Here is a 23,315-nt window from a genome sequence, read left to right on the forward strand (position 1 = left end):
CCGTCACGCGCCGAATGGCACTCCGGCTGAGCCTCTCAGCCGGCCTGGCCGCTGGCGGCAGCGCCATGGCAGCCCCGCCCGCCCGGCGCCTCGAGTTCTGGACCATGCAGTTGTCGCCTCATCTGGACGACTACGTGCTCGGCCTGATTCAGCGCTTCGAAGGCCTGAACCCGGGGGTGACCGTCAAATGGGTGGACCTGCCTTGGGCCGAGACCGAGCGCAAGCTGCTGGGCGCCATCGCGGCCCGCTCCAGCCCGGACGTGGTCAACCTGAATCCGCAGTTCTCGGCCAAGCTGGCCGAGTTCGGCGCGCTGGCCGATCCCGAGGAACACCTGAGCCCCGGCGAGCGGGCCGACTACCTACCGGCCGCCTGGGAGGCCAATCGCCTGGCGGGCCGCTGCTTCGCCCTACCCTGGTACCTGAGCACCAACCTCACGCTGATCAACAAGCGCCTGCTCGACGGCAAGTTGCCCGTCAGCCACCTGGATCTGCTGGCCGCAGCGCCGTCCATCAAGCGCCAGCGCGGCGCCTTCGCCTACTTCCCGGCGCTCGACGGCTCCAGCCCGCTGGAGACCCTGGTGGCGATGGGAGCCGATCTGCTGGACGCGCGCGCTTGCGGCGCCGGCTTCATCAACAGCCGGGGGGCTGAGGTCTTCGACTTCTACCGCCGGCTCTATGCAGAAGGCCTCACGCCGCGCAACGTCGTCAGCGAGGGGCATCGCAAGGCGGTGGAGATGTTCCTGTCCGGCCATGTGGCCGTCGTCTCCAGCGGCATGCAGTTCCTCAGCTTCATCCGCAACAACAATCCGCAGGTCTACCGGGACATCGTGGCCGCACCGCAGATGCGCGCAGCGGGCCGCAAGCCGGGCATCGCCGCGATGAACCTCACCGTGCCGGCCGCCTCCAGGAACCGGGACCTGGCCTTCCGCTTCGCGCGCTTCGTCACAGCGCCGGAGCAGCAGCTGGCTTTCGCCCGCCGCGTGCCGGTGCTGCCCTCGACCCGGGCCAGTTATGCAGACCCGCTGTTCACGGCCGCCGACGCCAGCGACCTGCTGGGCCAGGCCCGGGCGCTCTCGGCCCAGCATGTGCAGGCCGGCGAGGTGCAGGTGCCGCCGCTTCGCAACTACAACAAGCTGCGCAGCAACTACGCGCGCAACCTGCAGGCCGTGATGCTGGGCCGCAAGGGGCGCGACGAAGCGCTGGCCGATGTCGGCCGGCAATGGTCACAGTTGCTGGGATGCCAGGCATGAGCATTGTTGAAGAACACTGCGCCCTCGCACTCGATGTGGGCGGCACCAAGATCCTGGCCGCCGCCATCAGCCCCGCCGGCGAACTGCTGGCGCTCACCGAGCGGCCGACGAACGCTGCTGCTGGCTCGTCCGCCATACTGACTTCAATGCGCGCGGCGCTCGACGACCTGCCTGCAAACCTGCCACCCGCCGCGGGCCTGGGCATCTCAGCCGCCGGCGTAATCGATCCAGCCACAGCCCGCGTCGTCGATGCCACCGATGCGATGCCCGGCTGGGCTGGCACCGATCTGCGGGCGAACTTCCCCGCGCTGCAAGTGCATGCGCTCAACGACGTGCACGCCGCGTTGACGGGCGAGCTGGCCTGGGGCGCTCTGCGCGAGCAGCAAAAGGCCAATGCCGTGATGCTGACGCTCGGTACCGGCCTCGGCGGCGCCATCGCTTTGAACGGCCGGGTCCACAGCGGCAGCGGCCATGTCGCCGGCCATTTCGGCCGCGCGCGGCTGCAGCACCAAGGCCAGTGGCGGCCAGTCGAGTCCCTGGTCTCCGGCACCGGGCTCGCCAACCTCTACCGCGAACTGGGCGGCGAACTGCCGGCTGGTGCGGGCGCTCGCGCCGTGCTGCAGCAGCCCCTGAACGCCATCGCCGAGCAAGCGCTCACCTTGTGGGTGGCGCAGCTCGCCGCCCAGATCCACAGCATCCGCTGGACCCTGGACCCGGACGTGCTGCTGCTCGGCGGCGGCCTGCTCGATGCGAAAGCGCTCTGGTGGGCGCCACTCCAGACAGCGCTGCAAGACCTGACCCTGCCGGTCCTTCCTGCAGCACTGGGCAACCGTGCCGGCGTGTTCGGCGCGGCTCGTCATCTGTTCGATCAACTGGAAGCGCGCCCATGAGCACCCGCGGACGCCACGGCCTGTTGCCCTACCTCTTCCTGCTGCCCGCCTGCAGCCTGATCGGCGGCTTCGTGCTCTACCCGGCACTGCAGGCGCTGCTGACCAGCTTCACCAGCTTCAACATGATCACGCCGGCCGAATGGGTGGGGGCGGCCAACTACAAGCGCCTGGCGGCCGACCCCTTCTTCTGGTCTGCGCTGCGCAACAGCCTGCTTTACCTGTTGGTGGTGGTTCCGGTGCTGGTGTTCGCGCCCATTGGCCTGGCTGTGCTGGTCGACCGGGCATTGCCCGGTGTGCGCCTGTTCCGCGCGCTGTTCTACCTGCCGGTGATCACATCGCTGGTGATCTCGGGCCTGATCTGGAAATGGGTGTACGAGGAGCGCGGCCTGCTGAACTATGTGCTGCAGGCCAGCGGCCTGGTCGCCGAGCCGGTGGCCTTCCTGACCGACCCGGGCAATGCCTTGTTCGCCGTGATGGCCGTGACCATCTGGAGCGGCATGGGCTACTACATGGTGATCTACCTGGCCGGCCTGCAGGCCATACCGCGCCATCTCTACGAGGTGGCCGAAGTCGAGGGCGTGAACCGCTGGCAGCAGTTCATCCACATCACGCTGCCGCTGCTGCGCCCCTCGATGGCGGTGGTTGCCGTGATGTCCTCCATCGCCGCGATGAAGGTCTTCGAGGAGATCTATGTGATGACGCAGGGCGGCCCGATGGATGCCAGCAAGACCCTCGTCTACTTCATCTACGAGACCGCCTTCTCCGAGTTCGAGATGGGCCTGGCTTCCGCGGCTGGTGTGGTGCTGTTCTGCATCACGCTCGTTCTTTCGCTGATCAATCTGCGCCTCTTGAAGCGCAAACACTGATGCATCGCGCCCTGCTTCGCTACCTGGTGCTCTGCCTGTGGGCCGTGCTCACCGTCGGCCCCTTCCTGTGGCTGCTGTCCACCTCGCTGAAGGGCCCGGGCGAGAACCTCTTCGCCTACCCGCCCTCGCTGCTGCCGGCCGAGCCAACGCTGGCCAACTATGAGCGCGTGCTGCAGAGCCAGCCGCTGTGGTCCTACCTGCGCAACAGTGCCCTGGTGGCGGTGCTGGCCGTGGGCTGCAATCTGCTGTTTTCCTCGCTGGCGGGCTTCGCGCTCGCGCGCCTCTATTTCAAGGGCAAGGCCCTGATCTTTGCGGCCCTGCTGGCCTCGATGATGATGCCCTTCCAGCTGCTGATGATCCCGGTCTACGAGCTCGCGGTGAACCTCGGCCTGCGCAATTCGCTGCTGGGCCTGCTGCTGCCCCACGCCTGCACGGCCTTCGGCATCTTCCTGATGAAGCAGGCCTTCGAAGGCGTGCCGCGTTCGCTGGAAGAAGCGGCGGTGATGGAAGGCGTGAGCCTCTGGCGCGTCTGGTGGTACGTGTTCGTGCCGCTGGTGCGGCCAAGCCTGGCGACGCTGGCCGTGTTCAGTTTCATCGCCGTGTGGGGCGATTTCCTGTGGCCGCTGATCATCATCGACGAGCCCTCGCTGTTCACGCTGCCGCTGGGCGTGAACCGGCTCTCCAGCACCTTCTCGCTGGACTGGCGCCTGGTGGCTGCCGGCGCGGTGTTCTCGCTGATTCCGGTGCTGACCGTGTTTGCCTTCAGCCAGCGCTACTTCATTGACGGAGCGCTGAAAGGCGCGGTGAAAGAATGATTTCGACCAAGAAGCGAGTGGGCGTCGTTGTCCAGACGCACTGGGACCGCGAGTGGTACTTCAGCCGCGAGCAGTTCGTGGCGCGCCTGATGCGCGTGATGGAACGCGTGGCCGATCAGCTGGAAGCTGGCCAGCTCGAGCAGTTCCTGTTCGACGGCCAGGTCGCTGCGCTGGAAGACCTGCTGGCCCATGGCGAGCCCGAGCTGTGCGAGCGTGTGCTGCGCCTGGTGCGCGCTGGCCGCATCGCGCTCGGCCCCTGGTATGTGATGGCCGATGAGTTCCTGTGCAGCGGCGAATCGCTGTGGCGCAACCTGGAGATCGGCATGGCCGACGCGCGCCGCCACGGCAATTGCCAGCTCGTCGGCTACCTGCCCGACAGCTTCGGCCACATCGCCCAGATGCCTCAGTTGCTGCGCCAATTCGGCATCGCCTCGGCCGTGCTCTGGCGCGGTATCGACACGCCGCATTCGGAGTTCGACTGGGTGGCGCTCGATGGCTCGACGGTCGGCTCGCTCTTCCTCACTCAGGGCTATTACCAACACCCATTCAACGTGGACGACTGGCGGTCGGCGCTGGAGCGCTACCTGCAGCAGATCGAAGGGCGGGCGCTCAGCCCCAACCTGCTGCTGACCCAGGGCGGCGATCACCTGCTGCCGCATGCGGAGTTGGCCGAACGCATGGCCGCCTTCAATGCCGACCAGGCGCAGTACGAGCTGGTGCAGGAAGGCCTGCAAGCCCATGCCGAGCGCGTGCTGGCCGCCACGGCCGGCCGGCGACCCCAGGTCCACGGCGAGCTGCGCGACAACACCCAGGCCTATGTCCTGCCCGATGTGCTGTCCACCCGCCGCTACCTGAAGCTGGCGCACCAGCAGGCCGAGGACCGTTTGCTCGGCGAGATCGAGCCGCTCTACGCCATGCTCGACGTGCCGCTGCCGGCGCGCGCGCTGGAACAATGCTGGCGCACGCTCTTGCAGCAGCAGGCGCATGACTCGATCTGCGGCTGCAGCGCCGACACGGTGCACCGCGAGATGGTCTCGCGCTTCGAGCAGCTGGCGCAGCGCCTGGATGGCCTTCGTCATCAAGCCCTGGTGGCTGCCGGCATGGTCAGCGACGAGCGCGCGGTGCAGCCCGGCCCCTTCGTCGACGATGCGAGCATCACGCTGTTCAATCCGGTGCCGCAGGCCAGCGAAGACTGGCACACGGTCAGGCTGTTCCTGGCTGGAGAAGCGGCGGGCGACCTGGGGGTCCGCGACCTGGCGGGCCACCTGCTGAACTCGGCGGTGCTGAAGGTGACGGCCGGCCATCAGTTCCATTCGCCGCTGGACGACTTCCCCGATCCGCTGAACGGCCATCACTACGAGGTGGCGCTGCAATGTCCGCTGGCTGGACTTGAGACACGCCAACTGTGGGTTAACAAGATCACTGCGACCCGCCCAGAACAAGGCCTCCAGGAGATTGGAAATCCGCACTACCGCATCGCCCTGAATGAGGACGGCGAGCTGCAAATCCATGCGGACGGCTGCACACAACCGCTCTGGATAGGCAGCGAACTCGACGCCGGCGACAGCTACAACTTCTCGCCGCCGCCACAGCCCGAGCAGCGCCAGCATCGGCGATTCACCCTCGTCAGCGCTCGCCGCTGCGGTGCGGTGCAGGAAATGGTTCTCGCCATCAGCGCATGCCTGCCGGCCTCGCTGGACGCGCAACGCCAGGGCCCATCGGCCGACGAGGTCGACTGCGAAGGCCTGCTGCGCCTGCGCCTGCTTGGCGACAGCCGCTGCATCGACGCCCAGCTGGACTGGAACAACCACGCGCAGGATCAGCGCAGCCGCCTGGTCCTGCCGCTGGCCAGCACCATCACCGAAAGCTGGAGCGACGGTGCCTTCGCCTGGCAGCGCCGCCCGGTGGTGCTGGCCGACTATCCAGCGACCCCATCGCGGCGCGAGATGCCGCCCGCGGTCAACCCCAGCCACAGCGCCATCGCGGCGGGTCGTGTGAACCTGGCTCACCGCGCGATGCAGGAGTACGAGATCGTCGCCCTCGGCGAACAGCAGGCGCTGGCCGTGACCCTGGTGCGCAGCGTTGGCTGGCTGTCGCGGCGCGACTTGGTGACGCGCGGCGTCGGCGCCGGCCCCGACTTGGCCACGCCCGAGGCCCAGTGCCTGGGCCCGCAGCGATTCGATTTCCGCCTGAACCTGCTCGATGAAGCCGGCAGCCTGGCGCTGCTGGGTCAGGCCCGCGCGTTGCGTCGCCCGGTGCTGTGCCTGCGCGGGCACTCGGACCGGTGGCGCACTCCCTATCAGCTTGACCATCCCGACCTGCAAACGAGCAGCCTGCGCCGCCAGGGCCAGGCTCGCGAGTTGCGCGTCTGGAACCCTGGCAGCGAGGCCCTCGCCTCGGTCCCTGCCTTCGGCATTGCCACGTTTACGCCATGAAGAAGATTCTTGTCGGCCTGCCCGTTGATGGCCGGCCCGTCGTGCGCCAGCAGGTCCAGGCCCTCGTCGCTGCTGGCGGCTGGGAGCTGCGCCTGCCCGAAGTGGCCGAGTTGGGCCATCTGCGCCAGCCCGCCCATCGGGACGGCATCGCCACCTGGCTGGAGCGCGAGGCCTATGACGCAGCAGGGGTGATCGTCTCGATCGACATGCTGGTCTACGGCGGACTGGTCCCGTCGCGCTTCATCAGCGAGGAGCTGAACGCCCTGCTGCCACGGCTGTCCCTTCTGCATCGGCTCAGGCAGCGCGCGCCCCGGCGCCCCATCTATGCCTTCGCGGCGACGATGCGCATCTCCAACAACAACGTGGCCGAAGAAGAGAAGCCCTACTGGGCCCAGCATGGCGAGCAGCTGTGGGCCTGGTCCTTCCATACCGACAAGCACGGGCAGACCGGTGACGCGTCTGCCGCCGCGCTGGCTGCCGAGGCCGAGGCCGCCATTCCCGCCGAGATCCGGGCCGACTACCTCGCGACCCGGTCGCGCAACTTCGCCATCAACATGGCCTTGCTGGACCTGATCGAAGAAGGCGTGATCGACCGCCTGGTCCTGCCGCAGGACGACACGGCCGAGTACGGTTTCAACATCGCGGAGCGGCGTCAGCTGCAGACCCTGGTCACCGAGCGCCAGTTGGTTGATCGCGTGCTCATCTATCCCGGTGCCGACGAAGTGATGCACACGCTCGCCGCCCACATGGCGAGCCGGCTGAGCGCGGCCGAGCCACTGCGCGTTGCATTGAGCTGCAGCGACCCCCGGCATGTTGCGACCCTACGTGCCCGGTATGAGGACCGACCGGTGCTGGAGTCGCTGGCCAGCCAAATCGAGGCCGTGGGCGCCCGCCTGGTCCAGCCTGGAGAGACCGCGGACCTGCTGCTGGCCTTGCACAGCAGCGGCCCGGCCCAGGGTGACTGGGCCATGCGCTTGCCCCTGCCCTCGCCCCAGCCGCCCACGGCGACCTGGCTGGACGGGCTGGGGGCGTCCGGCGTGCCTGTCGCCATCGTTGACCTGGCCTACGCCAATGGCGGCGATCCCGACCTGGTCGAAGCCCTGGCCTCCCGGCAGCTGCTGCCCAGGCTCGCGGGCTACGCCGGCTGGAACACGGCGAGCAACAGCCTCGGCGGCCTGCTGGCGCAGTTGGTGCTGGCCCGAACGAATCTGCATTGCATGCCCAATCGACTGAACACGGCGCTCAGGCTGGCCGAGGACTATCTGTACCAGGCGCACCTGCGGCAGCAGCTGCGCAACGAGGTCGATGAAGCCAGGCTGTCGGACGCCGAGCTTCTGGCTGCAGCGCAGCAACTGGTCATGCCCGCCACCGAAGCCTGGCTGCGCGCCATGGGCCTGCCCGGCCATGTCAGCCGCTGCTACCTGCCCTGGGACCGCAGCTTCGAGATCGGCCTGGAGCTGCAGCCATGAGCGCGACGGCCTCGTTGCGCTGCGAGATCGCCGTGATCGGTGCCAGCCTCGGCGGTGTGCTGGCCGCCTGGGCTGCCGCCAGCGCCGGCCGCCGTGTCGTGCTGGTGGCCGAACACCCCTGGCTCGGCGGGCAGATGACGGCCCAAGGCGTGCCGCCCGACGAGCACCGGCTGATCGAGCACGGCGGCGCCAGCCGCAGCTACCAGCAGTTCCGCGCCGCCATCCGCGCGCAGTACCTGAACACGCCCGGCTTCGTCGACCGCACGGCAATGACCGAGGGCTGCAACCCGGGCGACGGCTGGGTCAGTCGGCTGTGCTTCGAGCCGCAGCTGGCGGCCGATTACTTCGAGCGCTTGCTGGCCCCGTTGGTGGACAGCGGCCTGTTGCAGATCCTGCGCGGCGCGGCGCCAGCGGCTGCCCATCGCTCAGGCCGGCGCATCGAACTCGTGAGCCTGCGCGATGGCCGCGAGCTGGTCGCCGGCTATTTCCTCGATGCCACCGACACCGGCGCCCTGCTCAAGCTGGCTGGCCTGCCCTATCGCCTCGGCAAGGAGGCGCGCAGCGAGTTCGGCGAAACACTGGCACCCGAGGTCGCCAACCCGCTGGACCAGCAGCCGGTCACCCATGTCATCGCGCTGCGCCGCCATGCGAGGCCAGGGCCGGTGATTGCCGCACCCGTGAGCTACGCCTTCTGGCGCGCTCATCACCTGCCGCACTACGGCCATGCCCTGCTCAGCGACTGGATTCCGGGCAGCGCGCCGGGCGAGTCGCGCCAGTTCAAGCTGTTCGCTTCCAGCGATCCGCAAGACCCCTGCCTCGACCTCTGGCGCTACCGCCGCGTCGTGGCCTCGCACCAGTGGCACGACGCGCGCGACGAGGTCTCGCTAATCAACTGGGCCCAGAACGACTATGGCCTGCATCCGCTGCTCGACGGCCCAGTGCCAGAGGCCGAGGTTGAGGCCGCGGCGCGCGAGCTGTCGCTGTGCCTCTTGCACTGGCTGCAGACCGAGGCGCCGCGCACGGACGGCGGCCAGGGCCATCCGGAACTGCAGCCCGCGACCGACATGCTCGGCAGCGCCGATGGCCTGGCTCAGCAGGTCTATGTGCGCGAGTCGCGCCGCATCGTCGGACTGACCTGCCTCGCACAGCAGGACGTGCAACAGCCGATGCAGCGGACCAACAGCGTCGGCATCGCCTGGTACATGATGGACATGCATCCCACCTGCGTCAGCAGCCAGGGCCTGAATGCCCATGTGCAACCTTTCGAGCTGCCGCTGGGCTGCTTCGTTCCGGCCGACTGCGACAACCTGCTGCCTGCCTGCAAGAACCTTGGCGTAAGCCACCTGGTGAATGCCTGCACCCGGGTCCATCCGGCCGAGTGGCTGATCGGCGAGGTGGCAGGCAGCCTCGCGGCGTTCGCCTTGCAGCAAGACCTGACCCCGACTCAGATTCATGCCGACGCCGCCAGCGTCGCGCGCTTCCGGGCCCGGCTGACCGAGCAAGGCATACCCCAGCACTGGGACGCCAAGCTGCTGGCCCGACTTTCCTGACCCGCACACCATGGCCTCCTCCTTCCTAGAGATTCAGAAGCTGGACAAACGCTTCGGCACGATCCAGACCCTGCACGGCATTGACCTCAGCGTGGACCAGGGCGAGTTCGTCGTCTTCGTCGGCCCTTCCGGCTGCGGCAAGTCCACCCTGTTGCGCCTGATCGCCGGTCTTGAAGAAGCCAGCAGCGGCAGCGTGCGCATCGCCGGGCGCGACGTGACCCACGCCGCCCCCAGCAGCCGCTCGGTCGCCATGGTGTTCCAGAGCTATGCGCTGTACCCGCACATGACGGTGTCCGAGAACCTGAGCTTCGGCATGCGCATGCGCGGCGCGCCCAAGGCCCAGATCGCCGCCAAGCTGGAGCGCGCCATCGACATCCTGCAGCTGCGCCCCTACCTGGACCGCAAGCCCGGCCAGCTCTCGGGCGGGCAATGCCAGCGCGTGGCCATCGGCCGGGCCCTGGTGCAGGAGCCGGACATCTTCTTGTTCGACGAGCCGCTCTCCAATCTCGATGCAGAGCTGCGCCTGCGCATGCGGCTGGAGATTGCGGCCCTGCACCGCGAACTGGGCAAGACCATGGTCTACGTCACCCATGATCAGGTCGAGGCCATGACGCTGGCCAGCAAGATCGTGGTGCTGCGGGCCGGGCGCGTAGAGCAGGTGGGCAGCCCGATGGCGCTCTATGCCGACCCCTGCAATGAGTTCGTCGGCGGCTTCATCGGCTCACCGGCCATGAACTTCCTGCCGGCACAGCTTGTGGCCGTTGTTGGTCAGCGGGCCACCGCACGGTTGACCGACGGCAGCGACTGGTCGTTCATGCTCCGCCCCGATGCTGCGGTGACTGTCGGCACGCCCATCCGCCTCGGACTGCGCCCAGAGCATGCGCAACTGGCCGATGGCGGCCTGGCGGCCGAGCTTCGTCTGGTCGAACGTCTCGGTTCGAGCAGCTACGCCCACCTGAGCCTGAACGGGCAAAGCCTTTGCGTCGCCGTGCCGGCCATGCTGCCGCTGCAGCCCGGCCAGGTCCTGCATCTGCGCCCGCAGGCCGACTGGCTCTATGCCTTCGACGCCGAAGGCCGCAGCATCAGCGCCAGCAAGCGCGGACTGACCGCATGCGTCTAACGCTGGGCAGGCTCTCGGCGCGCGTTGATGTGCAAGGCGCCGAGCTGCGCAGCCTGAAGTGCGGCGACGACGAGTACCTGTGGCAGGACGAGGCGCGGGTCTGGCCCCACAGCGCGCCCATCCTGTTTCCCTTCGTCGGGCGACTCAAGGGGCGTGGCTTCAGGCATGCGGGTCGATTCCATGCCATGCCGATCCACGGCTTCGCGGCGCAGCAGCGCTTCGACTGCCTCGAACGCCGCGACCACCGCCTGCTGCTGCAGCTCCGCGACAACCTGGCCACCTACGAGGCCTACCCCTTCCGCTTCTGTCTGCAGGTGTGTTTCACGCTGCAGGCCGACGGCCTGCGTGTGGACTACGAAATCCGCAACGAAGGCAGCGAGATGCTGCCCTTCACGCTCGGCTCACACCCGGCCTTTGCGCTCGGTGCGGGGCCGCTCGACGCTTGGCAGCTGTTGTTCGACCAGGCCGAGCTGCCCGAGGTCTATCGCCTGGACGGTGAACTTCTCGCCACCGAACCGGGCCCGTTGCATTTCGAGGCGGCCCAGGCGATCAGGCTTGGCCCCCGGCTGTTCGACGACGATGCGCTGATCTTCAAACACATCCGCTCACGCAGACTGACGCTTCGCCATCGTGAGCGTGGCACGAGGCTCTGCCTGCATACCGGCGGCGCACCCCACCTGGGTCTGTGGGCCCGGCCGGCCGCTGCCTATCTGTGCATCGAGCCGTGGTTCGGCGTCGATGAGGATGCGCGGGCTTCGCTCGAGCTGGCGGAGAAGCCGGGGCTGATCCGCATCGCCGCCGGGCAGCGCTTCGCCACCGGCTACCGGGTCGAACTGGTCGGCACGGTCACCTAGGCCGACCCACGCCGGCCCGCCGCGCAAGCGCCAGAAGAGCCAGAAGAGCCGGAAGAGCCGGAAGAGCCGACCAGAAACCAATCCAATTTCAATACATTCAAGGCCATACTTAGGCCAATTTCATTCCATTGACTGAATTGCCCGCGAGGCTGTCACACTGGCCCGTCGCAAAGAATACTGAAATAGCAACGGATCACCCTGCTTCGGGATTTCCTGGGGTCTCAATAATGGTACGTTTATGGTCTACTTTATTTCAGGCCAATAACACGAGTGCTGGGCCACGCTTGAACAACCATGGAGAGACACGGAATGAAGTTTCAGCCCCATTGCATCAGCCAAGCCATCTGCCTGATGGGACTCATCCTGACGGCGCAAACAGCCCAGGCTCAGCAGCCCCCCGCGACGAAGAAGGAAGACGACAAGAGCAAGCTGGAGCAGGTGGTCGTCACCGGCATCCGTGCCTCGCTGCAAAAGTCGCTTGAAACCAAGCGCGACGCCGACACCAACATCGAGGTCGTCACCGCAGAAGACGTGGGCAAGATGCCCGACAAGAACATTGCCGATGCGCTGTCGCGCCTGCCTGGCGTGAACGTGCAGTACGGCGGCGCGCTGGCCATGGACGAGGCAGAACGCATCGCCATTCGCGGCACCAGCCCCAACCTCAACCTGGTGACCATCAACGGCCACGCGCTTTCCTCGGGCGACTGGCACGTGGGCGACCAGGGCAGCAGCGGTCGCAGCGTGGGCTTCGGCCTGATGCCCTCGCAGCTGATCGGCCAGTCCATCGTCTACAAGACCCAGCGCGCCGACATCACCGAAGGCGGCATCGCCGGCACGGTGGACATCATCACGCGCAAGCCGCTGGACTTCCGCAAGCAGCTCAGTGGCGAGGTGGCCGTGGGCGCCGTCTACGCTTCGCTGCCTGAAAAGACCGATCCGCAGCTCTCCGGCCTGCTGGCCTGGAAGAACAACGACAACACCTTCGGCGTGCTGGCCCAGCTCTTCAAGGAAGACCGCCACCTGCGCCGCGATGGTCAGGAAACCTTCAGCTTCGGCGTGATCACGGCCGCCCAGGCCACGGCCTCGGGGAACGCCGCGCTGGCTGGCAAGCGCATGCCGGGCAGCCTGAACTCGGCCCTGTTCGAGGGCGTGCGCAAGCGCAGCGGCGGCTACGTTGGCCTGCAGTTCAAGCCCAGCAAGCAGCTGGAAGCCAACCTCAGCGCCTTCCGCGCCGAACTCAAGGCCGACAACTACAACAGCTCGGCCTTCGCCCTGCCAACCGGCCTGGTCGGTGCCGGCTGGCTGATCAAGGACGCCAAGGTCGACGGCGATGTGATCACCAGCGCCAAGCTTGAACGGCCGACCACGCTGAGCCCCAACCAGCGCATCGGCGGCTTCGAGTTCGACCACAACGTGCGCGAAGGCGCCAAGTCGCTCAGCTCCTTCTACGACCTGGACCTGAAGTTCGAGGCCAACGACGCACTCACGCTGCGCGCGCGCGCCGGCTACACCGAGGGCCGCGGCAAGACGAACTCGCAGCCCAGCCTGACCTTCGTGCTGGTCAATCCGAACATGTCGTACAACATCAATACGACGCGTCCGACCGACTATGCGATGTACAGCTCGGTGGACGGAAAGCCCATCGACATGAGCAAGCCTTCGAGCTACTCACAGGCCAGCAATACCGGCGCGGCCGTGGATTCCAGCGACAAGGAGAGCTATCTGCACCTGGATGCCGACTACCGGCCGGGGCATTCGGTCATCACGGCCATCAAGTGGGGCGGTCGTTTCTCCAAGCACACCCGCACCTACGACGTGATCGCCCCCCGCTGGAACGCCCAGGATCTGGCCAGCGGCCTGCCGGCTTCGCCCTCGCCCTTCATCTCGGTCGGCAACTTCTCGCTCGTCAATGCCGGCAACCTGCCGGTCTATCCGGGCACGGTCCTGCCCACGACGCCCAACATCGTGCCCAATGGCGCGCTACCGGCGCCGGCCACCACCTATCCCGCCAACTGGGGCGGCGGACTGGATGCCAACTTCCCGCGCAACCTGTTCCGCTACGACGCCTCGCAGATCCAGGCCTTCGCCAACCAGTACGTCAACTGGGACCCGGTCGCCGGCAAGACCTGGACCAGCGGCTACAAAGTCGAGGAAGCGAACGAGGCGCTCTACCTGATGAGCGACTTCGAGCTGAGCAACGCCATCAGCGGCAATGCCGGCGTGCGCGCCGCCTTCACCAAGGTGGATTCGCTTTCCTACCAGGCGCTGCCCAATGGCACGGCGGCCGGCCAATGCGTGCCCACGCTGCCTTGCTCGGTGCCGGGCGCCATCGTGGGCTCGCGCTTCGCCACCTACCTCCCGCAGCTGGTGACCACGCGCCACAACGCCCTGCTGCCGAGCCTAAACCTGCGCTGGCAGCTAGACCGCAGCCTGATCGCGCGGGCCTCGGCATCGCGCAGCCTGGGTCGCCCCAACTACAACGAGCTGGCCGGTGCAATCTCGCTCAACAACACCCTGCTGACTGGCTCGTCCGGCAACCCGCTGCTCAAGCCGGTGACCGCCACAAACGTCGACGCAACCCTGGCCTGGTACTTTGCGCCCCGTGCCTACATCTCGGGCGGCGTGTTCTCGCAGAACCTGCAGAACTATGTGAAGACCGGCACCTCCAAGGTCGATTTCTTCAACACCAGCACGAATGCCATCAGCACCTATGACGTGTCCTCGCGCATCGGCGTCAAGGGCCAGCTGAAGGGCGCCGAGCTCGCGCTCGAGATGCCGGTGGGAGGCGGCTTCGGGTTCGGAAGCAACGCGACCTACGTGAAGTCCAAGGACCAGGATGGCGTCGAGATGCTGGGGACCTCGAAGTGGACCTACAACCTGCGCGGCTTCTATGAGGACGACAAGTTCAGCGCCAGCCTGGCCTGGAACTACCGCACCGACTACTCGATCGGCTTCATCGGCAACGGCACCAATGTGCCCCTGACCAGCGGAGGCGTGGTGACCCAGGTCAATGGCCTGCACTACTACAAGGGCGCCGGCAGCTTGTCGGCCTCGATCGGCTATCGCTTCAGCAAGGAGATCAGCATCCATCTGGATGGCAACAACCTGACTAACCCGGTGCGCCACACCTTCTTCGTGACCGAGAACGCGCCGGGCTACTGGCATGAGAGCGGCCGCCAGTTCTTCCTGAACCTGCGCGCCAAGTTCTGAAAACCATCCGCAGCATTCCTGGGGACTTGATGCGGGGCCACGTGCCCCGCTTTTTTGATCCTGGCATGCTGCACGCCCAACCCTGCAACATCATGCGCTTCACTCGACGTCTCCTCACCGCCTGCATGGCCCTTGCCACGGCCGCGCAGGCCGCTCCGGATTGCCCCGCCACGACACAGGCCGGCATCGCGCCCGCGCCCCTTCGATCGACCCCAAGCCCGCAGCGCGGCGTGTGGATCGCCACGCCCGAGCACACCCACTTCTTCGACTCGAAGGCAGAGATGGAGCGGCAGTTGGCGGAATTCCAGCGCCTGGGCATCAACACGATCTACACAGCGATGTGGAACCAGGGCCGCACGCTCTATCCGAGCGCCGTGATGCATCGCCTCACCGGCATCACCATCAGCGAGAGAGTCCGCGGCCGTGATCCCCTGCAGGAACTGATCGAGGCCGCACGCGGCAAGGGCATGAAGGTCTACGCCTGGTTCGAGTTCGGTTTCGTCAGCGACTTCAAGGGCGGCCCCGGCGCCGAAATCATCAAGGCCAGGCCCCACTGGGCGGCCCTCGACAAGCAGGGCAAGCCGGTCGAAAAGAACGGCTTCCGCTGGATGAATGCGCTAGATCGGGAAGTCCAGGACTTCGTGCTCAGCGTCATCATGGAAGCGGTGCAGCGCTACGACATCGACGGCATCCAGGGCGACGACCGCCTGCCGGCCATGGCCACGGAAGGCGGCTACAACCCCGAGACGGTGGCCCGCTACCAGCGTGAGCACGGCGGCAAGGCGCCGCCCGATGACGCCAAGGATCCACATTGGCTGGCCTGGCGTGCCGCCCAGCTCAACGGCTTCATGGAGCGGCTGCACAAGGCCGTGAAGTCAGCCCGGCCAAGCATGCAGATCAGCATGTCGCCCAGCCCCTACCCGTGGGGCTATGAGGAGTACCTGCAAGACTGGCCCACCTGGATGAAGCGAGGCTGGGTGGACAGCCTGTCACCGCAGCTCTACCGCTACAACATCGAAGGCTACCAGCAAGAGTTGCGCAAGCTGGCGCGTGAGCAACTCTGCCCCGAGCAGCGGCAGAAGGTCTTCCCGGGGCTGCTGCTGGCGCTGGGCCGCGACTACGTCGCGCCCCCCGAACTGCTGCAACAGATGATCGAAGAGAATCGGCGCGAAGGCATTCTGGGCGAGGTGTTCTTCCACAGCGAAGGCCTCTTGCCTCGACGCGAGCTGCTAGAGAAGTTGTATCGCTAGGGTCGTCGCCGGTGTCCGATGCCGCAGGCCACAGCCGCAAGCATGGAGGAGCCCCGCCCCTCGCGCTGGCGGCCGCATTCCGGCAGGGGGGCTTGCTACCATGGCCGGGCGATGCGCGCCCTTTCCTGCACCTTCCTCGTTTGCGCCTTGCTGCCGGCGATGGCGGCTGCGAAGGCGCCCCTCAAGGTCGCCTTGTTCGACGTTGCCCCGTATGTCATCACGCGCCCCGACGAGGCTCCTTCTGGGCCCTACGTGCAACTGGCGCAAGACCTGGTGCATCAGGCCGGCCTGCAAGTCAGCTTCCGCATCATGCCGTTTGCTCGGATCGCGGGCAGCCTGGCAAGCGGTGAAGCCGACCTGACGATAGGCTTCTCGACCGAAGCGGTGGACAAGGTGGCCCAAGACCTGGGTACCGTGCTGGTCGTCGATTCCTTGGTGGTGACCAGCACAAAGAAGCCTGCGAGAACTGTGGCCGAGTTGTCCAATCATTTGATTGGTCGCGCCCGCGGCGGCTGCCAGGATCTGGCCAAGCTCCCGCGTCAGCGCCCCGAACTGGTGGACGTGATCGGCTTCTCGAACGGCATGCGCATGCTCGCCTTGGGCCGCCTGGACGGCCTGCGCCTGACCCGCGAAGTGCTGGACCACTATGCACGCGAGACCGGCATCGCACGATCCGAGCTGGGCCCAGAAATCGTGCTCGGCAAGCGTCGGGTCGACCTCTTTGCCCGGCGCGATCTGGACCCCAAGGTCGCTGAGAAAATCCGCGCCACGCTGAGCAGGGCCGGGCGGTGATTGTTTGCGGCCACCGCCAGCCTCCATAGGCTGAAGCCAAAAGGAGAAAAGGGTCAGCAACTTTCGTTGCTGACCCTTTGGCTTCTCGCTATTCAGTGGTCGGGACGGCGGGATTCGAACTCGCTACCCCTTGCACCCCATGCAATATAAGATTCGTTTGCTGGCGTCCGCCGACACTCCAGTCAGCCTCAAAACAACCCTTTACATTCAACAACTTACTGAGTCTCATCGTTCAACGCCGCTTGCCAAAGTCCGCCATGAGCCGGCAGAATTCTGTTGCCCATTCTGTTGCCGGAACAGAATGTAAAGGGGTAGCGATGGCGAGAACAGCGAAGCTCAAGGTACTGACCGACAAGGCCGTGAGTGCCTACACGAAGAGCAAGAAGGCAACGCCGCTGCATGACGGCGGGGGCCTGTACCTACGCAATCGAGAGTCGGGCGCCTTTTGGTACCTGCGCCTGACCGATCCCGCTACCAAGGCACAGCAGTGGCATCGCATGTTCCCGGACGATCCCGCCGGCCACTACCCATCCAAGACACTTGCAGACGCACGCGACGAGGCCGAGCGGCTGTGGAAGCAACGCTCCCAAGGCCACGACCCCCGAGCCCTACGGCAACAGCAGATTGCAGAGGAAGCCGCTCGTGCCGCTGAAGCCGCCGAGCAGTCCCGCCGCCGCATCACCGTGCGCGACCTCTTCGACCATTGGGCCCGGGTGGAACTGGCCCCACATGTGCGCAGTGACGGAAAGCGCAGCGGCCGCAAAGATGGCGGCGCGTACATTCGCCAACAGTTCGAGCGTCGCATCTTCAGCACCTTGGGCAGCGTGGCCGTCGCCGATGTGCGCAAGTCCGATGTGCTCGCGCTGCTGGATGAAGTCACGGCCGCTGGCAAGCTACGCACTGCCAACGTGCTGCTGGCCGCCTTGAAGCAGATGTTTCGCTTCGCCCTGGCCCGCGACATGATCGAGCGCAACCCGCTGGACAGCGTGACCAAGCGCGACGCTGGCGGTCAAGAGACGGAGCGCGAACGCACCCTAGACGCCGACGAGATCAAGACCTTGGCCGCAGCCCTTCCCGCTGCCCGCATGAATCCGCGAAGCGTTGCCGCCATTTGGCTGATCTTGGCGACCGGCGTGCGCGTGGGCGAGGCAATGAACGCAGAGTGGGCCAACGTGGATCTGGACTCCGGCAAGTGGTACTTGCCAGAAACAAAGAATGGCCGCGATCACGTCATCCACCTATCCGCGTTCGCGCTGACCCAGTTCACCGCCTTGGCTGCCCTCAAGGAAAAAGACGAGGACGGCAAACCTGTGCGCTGGGTATTTCCCAACACTTGCGGCAAAGGACCGGTGGACGTTAAGAGCTTCGGCAAGCAGTTGGCAGACCGCCAGCGACCACCCGAGAAACGTCTGCAACACCGCAGCAAGAACTGCGAGACCCTGAAGCTCCCCGGCGGCCGCTGGACAGCACACGACTTGCGCCGCACCGCTGCCACGCTCATGGCAGACCTGGGCATCAGCGGCGACGTGATCGACGAATGCCTGAACCACGTAATCGAGAGCCGAGTCCGCCGCACCTACATTCGCAACCGCCGGCCAGTGGAACAGGCCCGTGCCTTTGATGCGCTGGGGGCAAAACTCACGGCCTTGGTGACAGGTACGGTTGAGCCCTCGAACGTCATCACCATGGAAGGCGTTAGGGCAGCGTAAAGTCAGATTTCGTCGCGCCTAGGCTGATCCCCGAAAACCCGTTTCCCTGACGGGCTGGCGCTGCGATCCTTTCAGGGGTGCGCGAGGGGCGCATGGACGAATCGAAGACTGACGAATACGAACTTCCCGATGGGGCTCGCATTTACTTGGCGCACCTTTCGGAATTTATAGCGCTTTTGCCTTTTGCGGCGATATTATCGATTGCCATCGGGGTATTGCTGCTCGTCAAGAGTCTTAGCCTGGGTGTTCAGAATTCCTGGCTTTATTTTGTTGGAGGAGGATTACTCGGTTTGGGAGTAATCGCCTTTATATACGTTGGCCTTGCACATGTCGTGCATATTCGCTATCGCGAACGAGAACACGTGCACCTCGTCCGATACGTTGAGAAACTGCGAAGGTATACAGTAAATGGTTTCCAGCGTACTCAGTGCGACCTCCCTTCACTGAACGATGCAAGCACTTTGGCGCCGCCGGCCGAGGTCCCCAAGGTTGGCCGAGAGGACTTAGGTCGGCCTTTGGGTACGAAAGAACGCAACACACTGCTGACCATAATTTCAGTGCTTTGCCACGAGGCGAAGATTGACCATTCCCGCCCTGCAGCCGCGGCGGCGACCATCAAGCACATGGCTGATCTACTTGGGCTTCGCCTCGGTGAATCGACGATTGAGGATCATCTCAAGCGAATTCCTGCAGCTGTGGAAGCTCGGTCGAAATAGGCAATTGCCTCTCTCGTCTAAGGAGCCGCCCATTTGCCTTGGGCACTTGCCCAAAGCTGACGAGGCGCGAATTCAGCATGGAACCTCCTTAATTCGCGGCCGTTGCCGCAAGGAGTTGAACCATGTCGAGCAATATCCAACCCCGCGCCCGCACTGAGCAACCGCTCCACGCAGCGCAAATTAGTGACGCACTCCTGAACCTGCGGACTGTTCAGGCCCTCAGCGGCTTGGGCAAGACTTCGATCTATGAGCGCATCAAGGCCGGAGAGTTGAAGCCGGTGAAGCTTGGCGCTAGGGCAACCCGCTTCCGTGCTGGCGAAGTGCAAGCCTGGCTTCAGGCTCAAGGCAAGTAAGGGGGCGATATGGACGAAAAAAAGACCACCCCCGAAAAGGAAGCGGCCCTCAAAGCTTTGCGCGACGAGTTTAAGGGTACCGACGCCGATACCCAAGCCCGGCGTACTTTGGCCGCCCTGCGACTGTTCCCGCTCACGACCTACGAGCTATCCCGGGGCCTGGACGTGTACCACCCGCCCGCACGCATCAAGGAACTTCGCCAAGCCGGCAACAACATCATCACGATGCGCGAGACCGTCACGACCGAAGCCGGCGTGAAGCACAGCTTGGGCAAGTACGTGTTGCTCCGAGAGGCCAGCCAGGAGCAAGCAGCATGACGCCGAACGATTGGCTGAAGCGACTGGAAAGCCTCTTGGCGCACTACCCGCAGTACGGCATAGGGCCTGACCTTGCCGGCATGGCGATGATCGATCTATGGGGCTTATGGCAGTTTCTGGAGCGCTTGGCGCAAGAGGCAGGGCATGGCCCAGCACCGTGACGCGCCAGCGTTTCAGGAGTACGCCGCCAGCATGATGGCCCGCACCGAGTACAGAGTCCTGAGCCTGGAGGAACGGGGCTTGCTCTACACGATGCGGCTGGAGTGCTGGGTGAACGGCAGCTTGCCCGACTCCACGCCCATGCTGGCGCGGGTCTTGGGCTATGACGTTGCACAGGTGGAACGGGCGCTTGCCGGCGTGAGTGCCTTTTTCACCTTCGACGATGGCCTGATCCGCTGCCCCGAACTTGACGACTACCGCGCGCACCTCGACGAGCGCAAAAAGCGGCAATCCGAGGGTGGCAAGGCAGGCGCAGCAAAGACCAACAAAGGCCGCAATCGTTCACCCACGGGTAGGGCGGCGCCTATCCCGCGACTCGGACGCGAGTCCTTAGTACAGAACAGCCCAGTACAGAAAAGCAAAACACAAGGTATTCAACAAGAAGCTGTACACGATGCCTGGATGAGTGAGTACGAGGCTGCAAGCAATGGGCACTGAGCCTGCAAAACAAACAGGGAGCTTCGGCTCCCTTTTTCCTATTGATTTCGGAATCTGTGGAGGTGGCACATGCGAACAGGAGGCATGAGATATGGGGCGGGTCGGCCGGGCTGGCATGTGAAAGCAGAGAACTGCCTGAGGCTCGACATTCAAGACCTGGCGCGGCGCAAGCTGCTGGGCGGGGCGTTCTTTACCTGGCGCTGGTCCAACAGCTACACCGGCGAGGAAGTGGGCAGCATCGGAATTGCCACCACGGCAGACTGCGTGCGGCTGAACTTCAATAGCAACGGCGAGCCCATCCATCAGGAGCTACGGACTGTCCGCACGCCCTGCCACTTCGGAGGCTCACGGCCTTGGTGGCAATGTCCAAGATGCTGGCGCCGCGTGGGCGTGCTCTACCTACGCAATTCCTCTTTCATGTGCCGGCGCTGTGGGCGCGTGGCCTATGCAAGCCAGACTGAGGATGAGATGGGGCGTGCTTGGCGCAAGCAACGCAAGGCAGAGCGTCAGCTAGGCGAGAACTGGCAACGGCCCAAGGGAATGCACCGCCGGACCTTTGACAAGCTCTTGAACGTCATCCTGGTTTGTGAGGAACAGCGCGACGCCGCGCTGGTTCGCTACATGGTCAAGAGGTTTCCTGCCTTCGTTCGGCGCTGATCAGCAGCCCCGGCCAGGGGGGGGCTAAAAGTCCGTCAGCCCTTGAGCCGTGACCGCACGGCATCTCACGCAGAGAAAAAATCCCCCATTGAATTGGGAATTCAAACGTCGCCTGGCAGGCAGGCTCACCGCATCTCAGCAATTGCTTGGTCAGTTCGCTGAGCATCGGCCAGATCGAATGCCTCAATCGGCTGGGGGCGAATTAGCGCCACCGCTTCGTCAGCGGACCCATGTAGCCACTGCTCCCAGTGCTCAGGCGCAATATGTGCAACAGCACGTTTGTCCTGCGCGTCGTCGGGTAACTTGGGGTCTGGCTTGTGAAGGCGCCCAAGCAACGGATGGCCGTCGCAGTTGCATGTGATCATGCTGAAGTTGGGGACGATCTCGCCAGTGGCCGGATCAGTCCATTCAGACCAAATGCCTGCCAGCGCCCACGGCGCACCATCAGCGCGTTGCAATCGCCACCAAATGTTCTTGCCTGTCTCCCAGTTCGGCTCTTGATACCAAATCGCTGGAATCAGGCAGCGGCGCCCGGCCTTCCATGAGTCACGATAGGTGAAGCGCTCGGCAATCGACTCGATGCGCGCGTTGTTGGTGAGGATTGCCCTGGAGTCTGGGCGCCTCGCCTTGCTTCTTGGCGCAATCATGCCCCACTGACCGTCAGCGGCTTCAACGCCGCCACCTTCACCCGCACGGATGAAAATGCCATGCTGGAAAGGGCCAACCGTGCGAGGCTCCCAGCCAAGACGGAACTGCTTGCGCACATAGCGCTCAAATTCTTCTTTGGGGCTGACGTTGTAGAGATTGCACATGGCAATGACTGTACACAGGCCTATGGATGGCCGGTGGGGGTGACTCCACTACGCTTCCGGCGCGGCAGGGCCTAGGGCAGTTGGCCTCCATCCCTCTTCCACCAACGGGCCGGACCAAACAGGCTGCCATCGTGGAGCCTGGCGGGATCGCCCTGCCGCACTTGTCTGGAATGCCCCTAGGCGTGGCAAATCAGCCCTGGCTCACGTCCTGAGCCAGCGCAAAGTCAAACTGAAGGAATGCCCACCCCTACTGAGTTCTGGCTCTGGATGATGCGCAACGACTTCGGACAGCTGCGCAAGAGCACTTGCCGATTTACTGAAGCCGAGGCGCTGAAGCGCGACCCTTTCGCGATGCGCGTTCCTGGAAGCTGTGAGGTTCGTAACTGCCCGAATGGTCCAGACGAATGGCCGATCTTTTCGGCAGGCAATACAGGATGGCCGAGCAGCCCATATCCAACATCAGCCGCCTACCTTCGGCCAAGCGTCGCCGGTCCAGAGCCTGATCGACAAGTGGATCAGCAGATCGACTTGCTCTAGGGCGCGGAATTCTGTTGCCCATTCTGTTGCCAGCACTCACACCTTCGGCCAGAAAGGAGAAAAGGGCTAGACGCTTTCGCATCTAACCCTTTGATTTTTCTCGCTATTCAGTGGTCGGGACGGCGGGATTCGAACTCGCGACCCCTTGCACCCCATGCAAGTGCGCTACCAGGCTGCGCTACGCCCCGACTGAAGCGTAAGAGTATATACGATTTTCAGGCCACTCAGAGAAGAAGCGTCTCGCGGATCGCCTTGAGTTCCTGACGAAGCTGCCCCATCGACAGCTGCTCGCCGCTGTGGGGCAACGGCACCTCGATGGGCTCCTCGCCGATCTCCGCATCGGGCTCGAAATCCTGCAGCGATTCCATGCGCGCCGCGCCCAGGTCGGAGAGCTGGTTGCGTGCGCCGCTGATGGTGAAGCCCTGGTCGTACAGCAGGTCGCGGATGCGGCGAATCAAGAGCACTTCATGGTGCTGGTAGTAGCGCCGGTTGCCCCGTCGCTTCATCGGCCGCAGCTGTGTGAACTCCTGCTCCCAGTAGCGCAGCACATAGGGCTTCACACCGCACAGCTCGCTCACCTCACCGATGGTGAAGTAGCGTTTGGCTGGGATGGCTGGGAGCGCTTTCTCCATTGAAATCAAGGGCTTCAGGTTGGGAGGTCAGACTCTACTCGAAGTCTTCCCCGGCAGGTGCATCGCCTTGTACCTGGGCCTTCAACTTGTGGCTGGCGTGGAACGTGACCACGTTGCGCGCCTTGATGGGAATGGACTCGCCGGTGCGCGGGTTGCGGCCCGGGCGCGGCGCCTTGCGGCGGATGTTGAAGTTGCCGAAGCCCGATAGCTTCACGTCGTCGCCTCGAACCAGGGTCGCATGGATGATGTCGAAGAAGGCCTCGACCATGTCCTTGGATTCGCGCTTGTTCAGGCCCAGCTTGTCGAACAGCAGGTCAGCCAGCTCGGCCTTGGTCAGCGTGGGCGTCTCCAGGCTCGGCAGGAGCACCACACCGCCCAGGGGCTTGATGTCTTCTTGGTCGTCGCTCATGGTTCTCCAGTCTC

General features: G+C 65.0%; 22 protein-coding genes and 1 tRNA gene. 19 read left to right on the forward strand and 4 right to left on the reverse strand.

From position 1 onward, the window contains the following. The first annotated feature begins 14 nt into the window (after window positions 1-14). The 19 genes from J7U46_RS05100 to J7U46_RS05190 all read left to right on the forward strand — a co-directional run bounded on the left by J7U46_RS05100 (window position 15) and on the right by J7U46_RS05190 (window position 20,911). Entirely contained in the window at window positions 15-1,250 is a 1,236-nt protein-coding gene (locus tag J7U46_RS05100; RefSeq protein ID WP_282823738.1) for an extracellular solute-binding protein, read from the forward strand. After that, window positions 1,247-2,140 (forward strand): ROK family protein, encoded by an 894-nt coding sequence (locus J7U46_RS05105; RefSeq protein ID WP_282823739.1) that lies wholly within the window; start codon window positions 1,247-1,249, stop codon window positions 2,138-2,140. The genes J7U46_RS05100 and J7U46_RS05105 overlap by 4 nt, the downstream gene beginning before the upstream one ends. After that, a complete protein-coding gene (locus J7U46_RS05110; protein WP_282823740.1) occupies window positions 2,137-3,006 on the forward strand; it encodes a sugar ABC transporter permease in 870 nt (289 codons plus the stop codon). The genes J7U46_RS05105 and J7U46_RS05110 overlap by 4 nt, the downstream gene beginning before the upstream one ends. Continuing rightward, window positions 3,006-3,821 (forward strand): carbohydrate ABC transporter permease, encoded by an 816-nt coding sequence (locus J7U46_RS05115; RefSeq protein ID WP_282823741.1) that lies wholly within the window; start codon window positions 3,006-3,008, stop codon window positions 3,819-3,821. The genes J7U46_RS05110 and J7U46_RS05115 overlap by 1 nt, the downstream gene beginning before the upstream one ends. Then, window positions 3,818-6,256 carry a hypothetical protein gene (locus J7U46_RS05120; protein ID WP_282823742.1) on the forward strand — a complete coding sequence of 813 codons (2,439 nt, stop codon included), beginning with the start codon at window positions 3,818-3,820 and terminating at the stop codon, window positions 6,254-6,256. The genes J7U46_RS05115 and J7U46_RS05120 overlap by 4 nt, the downstream gene beginning before the upstream one ends. Beyond that, window positions 6,253-7,725, forward strand: coding sequence for a DUF4127 family protein (locus J7U46_RS05125; protein WP_282823743.1), 1,473 nt, complete (start codon window positions 6,253-6,255; stop codon window positions 7,723-7,725). Before J7U46_RS05120 ends, J7U46_RS05125 begins: the two co-directional genes overlap by 4 nt. Continuing rightward, on the forward strand, window positions 7,722-9,275 hold the full coding sequence (locus J7U46_RS05130) for an FAD-dependent oxidoreductase (protein ID WP_282823744.1): 1,554 nt from the start codon (window positions 7,722-7,724) through the stop codon (window positions 9,273-9,275). Before J7U46_RS05125 ends, J7U46_RS05130 begins: the two co-directional genes overlap by 4 nt. A gap of 10 nt (window positions 9,276-9,285) precedes the next feature. Further along, complete coding sequence (gene ugpC / locus J7U46_RS05135) at window positions 9,286-10,395, forward strand: sn-glycerol-3-phosphate ABC transporter ATP-binding protein UgpC (RefSeq protein ID WP_282823745.1); 1,110 nt, start codon at window positions 9,286-9,288, stop codon at window positions 10,393-10,395. Continuing rightward, window positions 10,386-11,249 carry an aldose 1-epimerase family protein gene (locus tag J7U46_RS05140; protein ID WP_282823746.1) on the forward strand — a complete coding sequence of 288 codons (864 nt, stop codon included), beginning with the start codon at window positions 10,386-10,388 and terminating at the stop codon, window positions 11,247-11,249. Before ugpC ends, J7U46_RS05140 begins: the two co-directional genes overlap by 10 nt. A gap of 309 nt (window positions 11,250-11,558) precedes the next feature. After that, window positions 11,559-14,459: a TonB-dependent receptor gene (locus J7U46_RS05145; protein ID WP_282823747.1), complete on the forward strand. Its 2,901-nt coding sequence runs from the start codon at window positions 11,559-11,561 to the stop codon at window positions 14,457-14,459. Window positions 14,460-14,524: 65 nt separating this feature from the next. Further along, window positions 14,525-15,709 carry a family 10 glycosylhydrolase gene (locus tag J7U46_RS05150; RefSeq protein WP_282823748.1) on the forward strand — a complete coding sequence of 395 codons (1,185 nt, stop codon included), beginning with the start codon at window positions 14,525-14,527 and terminating at the stop codon, window positions 15,707-15,709. Window positions 15,710-15,856: 147 nt separating this feature from the next. Next, window positions 15,857-16,501, forward strand: a complete 645-nt coding sequence (locus J7U46_RS05155; RefSeq protein WP_282823749.1) for a transporter substrate-binding domain-containing protein — start codon at window positions 15,857-15,859, stop codon at window positions 16,499-16,501. Between the two features lie 257 nt (window positions 16,502-16,758). Continuing rightward, entirely contained in the window at window positions 16,759-18,210 is a 1,452-nt protein-coding gene (locus tag J7U46_RS05160; protein ID WP_282823750.1) for a site-specific integrase, read from the forward strand. A gap of 92 nt (window positions 18,211-18,302) precedes the next feature. Beyond that, on the forward strand, window positions 18,303-18,926 hold the full coding sequence (locus J7U46_RS05165; protein WP_282823751.1) for a hypothetical protein: 624 nt from the start codon (window positions 18,303-18,305) through the stop codon (window positions 18,924-18,926). A 122-nt stretch (window positions 18,927-19,048) separates the two neighbouring features. Beyond that, entirely contained in the window at window positions 19,049-19,279 is a 231-nt protein-coding gene (locus J7U46_RS05170; RefSeq protein ID WP_282823752.1) for a helix-turn-helix domain-containing protein, read from the forward strand. A 9-nt stretch (window positions 19,280-19,288) separates the two neighbouring features. Beyond that, complete coding sequence (locus J7U46_RS05175) at window positions 19,289-19,597, forward strand: helix-turn-helix domain-containing protein (protein WP_282823753.1); 309 nt, start codon at window positions 19,289-19,291, stop codon at window positions 19,595-19,597. Further along, entirely contained in the window at window positions 19,594-19,758 is a 165-nt protein-coding gene (locus J7U46_RS05180) for a hypothetical protein (RefSeq protein WP_282823754.1), read from the forward strand. The genes J7U46_RS05175 and J7U46_RS05180 overlap by 4 nt, the downstream gene beginning before the upstream one ends. Continuing rightward, on the forward strand, window positions 19,742-20,254 hold the full coding sequence (locus tag J7U46_RS05185; protein WP_282823755.1) for a hypothetical protein: 513 nt from the start codon (window positions 19,742-19,744) through the stop codon (window positions 20,252-20,254). Before J7U46_RS05180 ends, J7U46_RS05185 begins: the two co-directional genes overlap by 17 nt. 117 nt (window positions 20,255-20,371) lie before the next feature. Beyond that, on the forward strand, window positions 20,372-20,911 hold the full coding sequence (locus J7U46_RS05190; RefSeq protein WP_282823756.1) for a hypothetical protein: 540 nt from the start codon (window positions 20,372-20,374) through the stop codon (window positions 20,909-20,911). A 125-nt stretch (window positions 20,912-21,036) separates the two neighbouring features. Here J7U46_RS05190 and J7U46_RS05195 read toward each other — a convergent pair whose 3' ends face one another. The 4 genes from J7U46_RS05195 to J7U46_RS05210 form a co-directional block, all read right to left on the reverse strand. Then, a complete protein-coding gene (locus tag J7U46_RS05195) occupies window positions 21,037-21,723 on the reverse strand; it encodes an SOS response-associated peptidase family protein (protein WP_282823757.1) in 687 nt (228 codons plus the stop codon). 648 nt (window positions 21,724-22,371) lie between these two features. Beyond that, window positions 22,372-22,448 (reverse strand) — tRNA-Pro (locus J7U46_RS05200). A gap of 36 nt (window positions 22,449-22,484) precedes the next feature. Then, a complete protein-coding gene (locus J7U46_RS05205) occupies window positions 22,485-22,892 on the reverse strand; it encodes a MerR family transcriptional regulator (RefSeq protein ID WP_282823758.1) in 408 nt (135 codons plus the stop codon). A 34-nt stretch (window positions 22,893-22,926) separates the two neighbouring features. Continuing rightward, window positions 22,927-23,301, reverse strand: a complete 375-nt coding sequence (locus J7U46_RS05210) for an integration host factor subunit alpha (RefSeq protein WP_282823759.1) — start codon at window positions 23,299-23,301, stop codon at window positions 22,927-22,929. Between the last annotated feature and the right edge of the window lie 14 nt (window positions 23,302-23,315).

Origin of the sequence: Pelomonas sp. V22, assembly GCF_030014915.1 — a bacterium.
Taxonomy (GTDB): domain Bacteria; phylum Pseudomonadota; class Gammaproteobacteria; order Burkholderiales; family Burkholderiaceae_C; genus JAUASW01.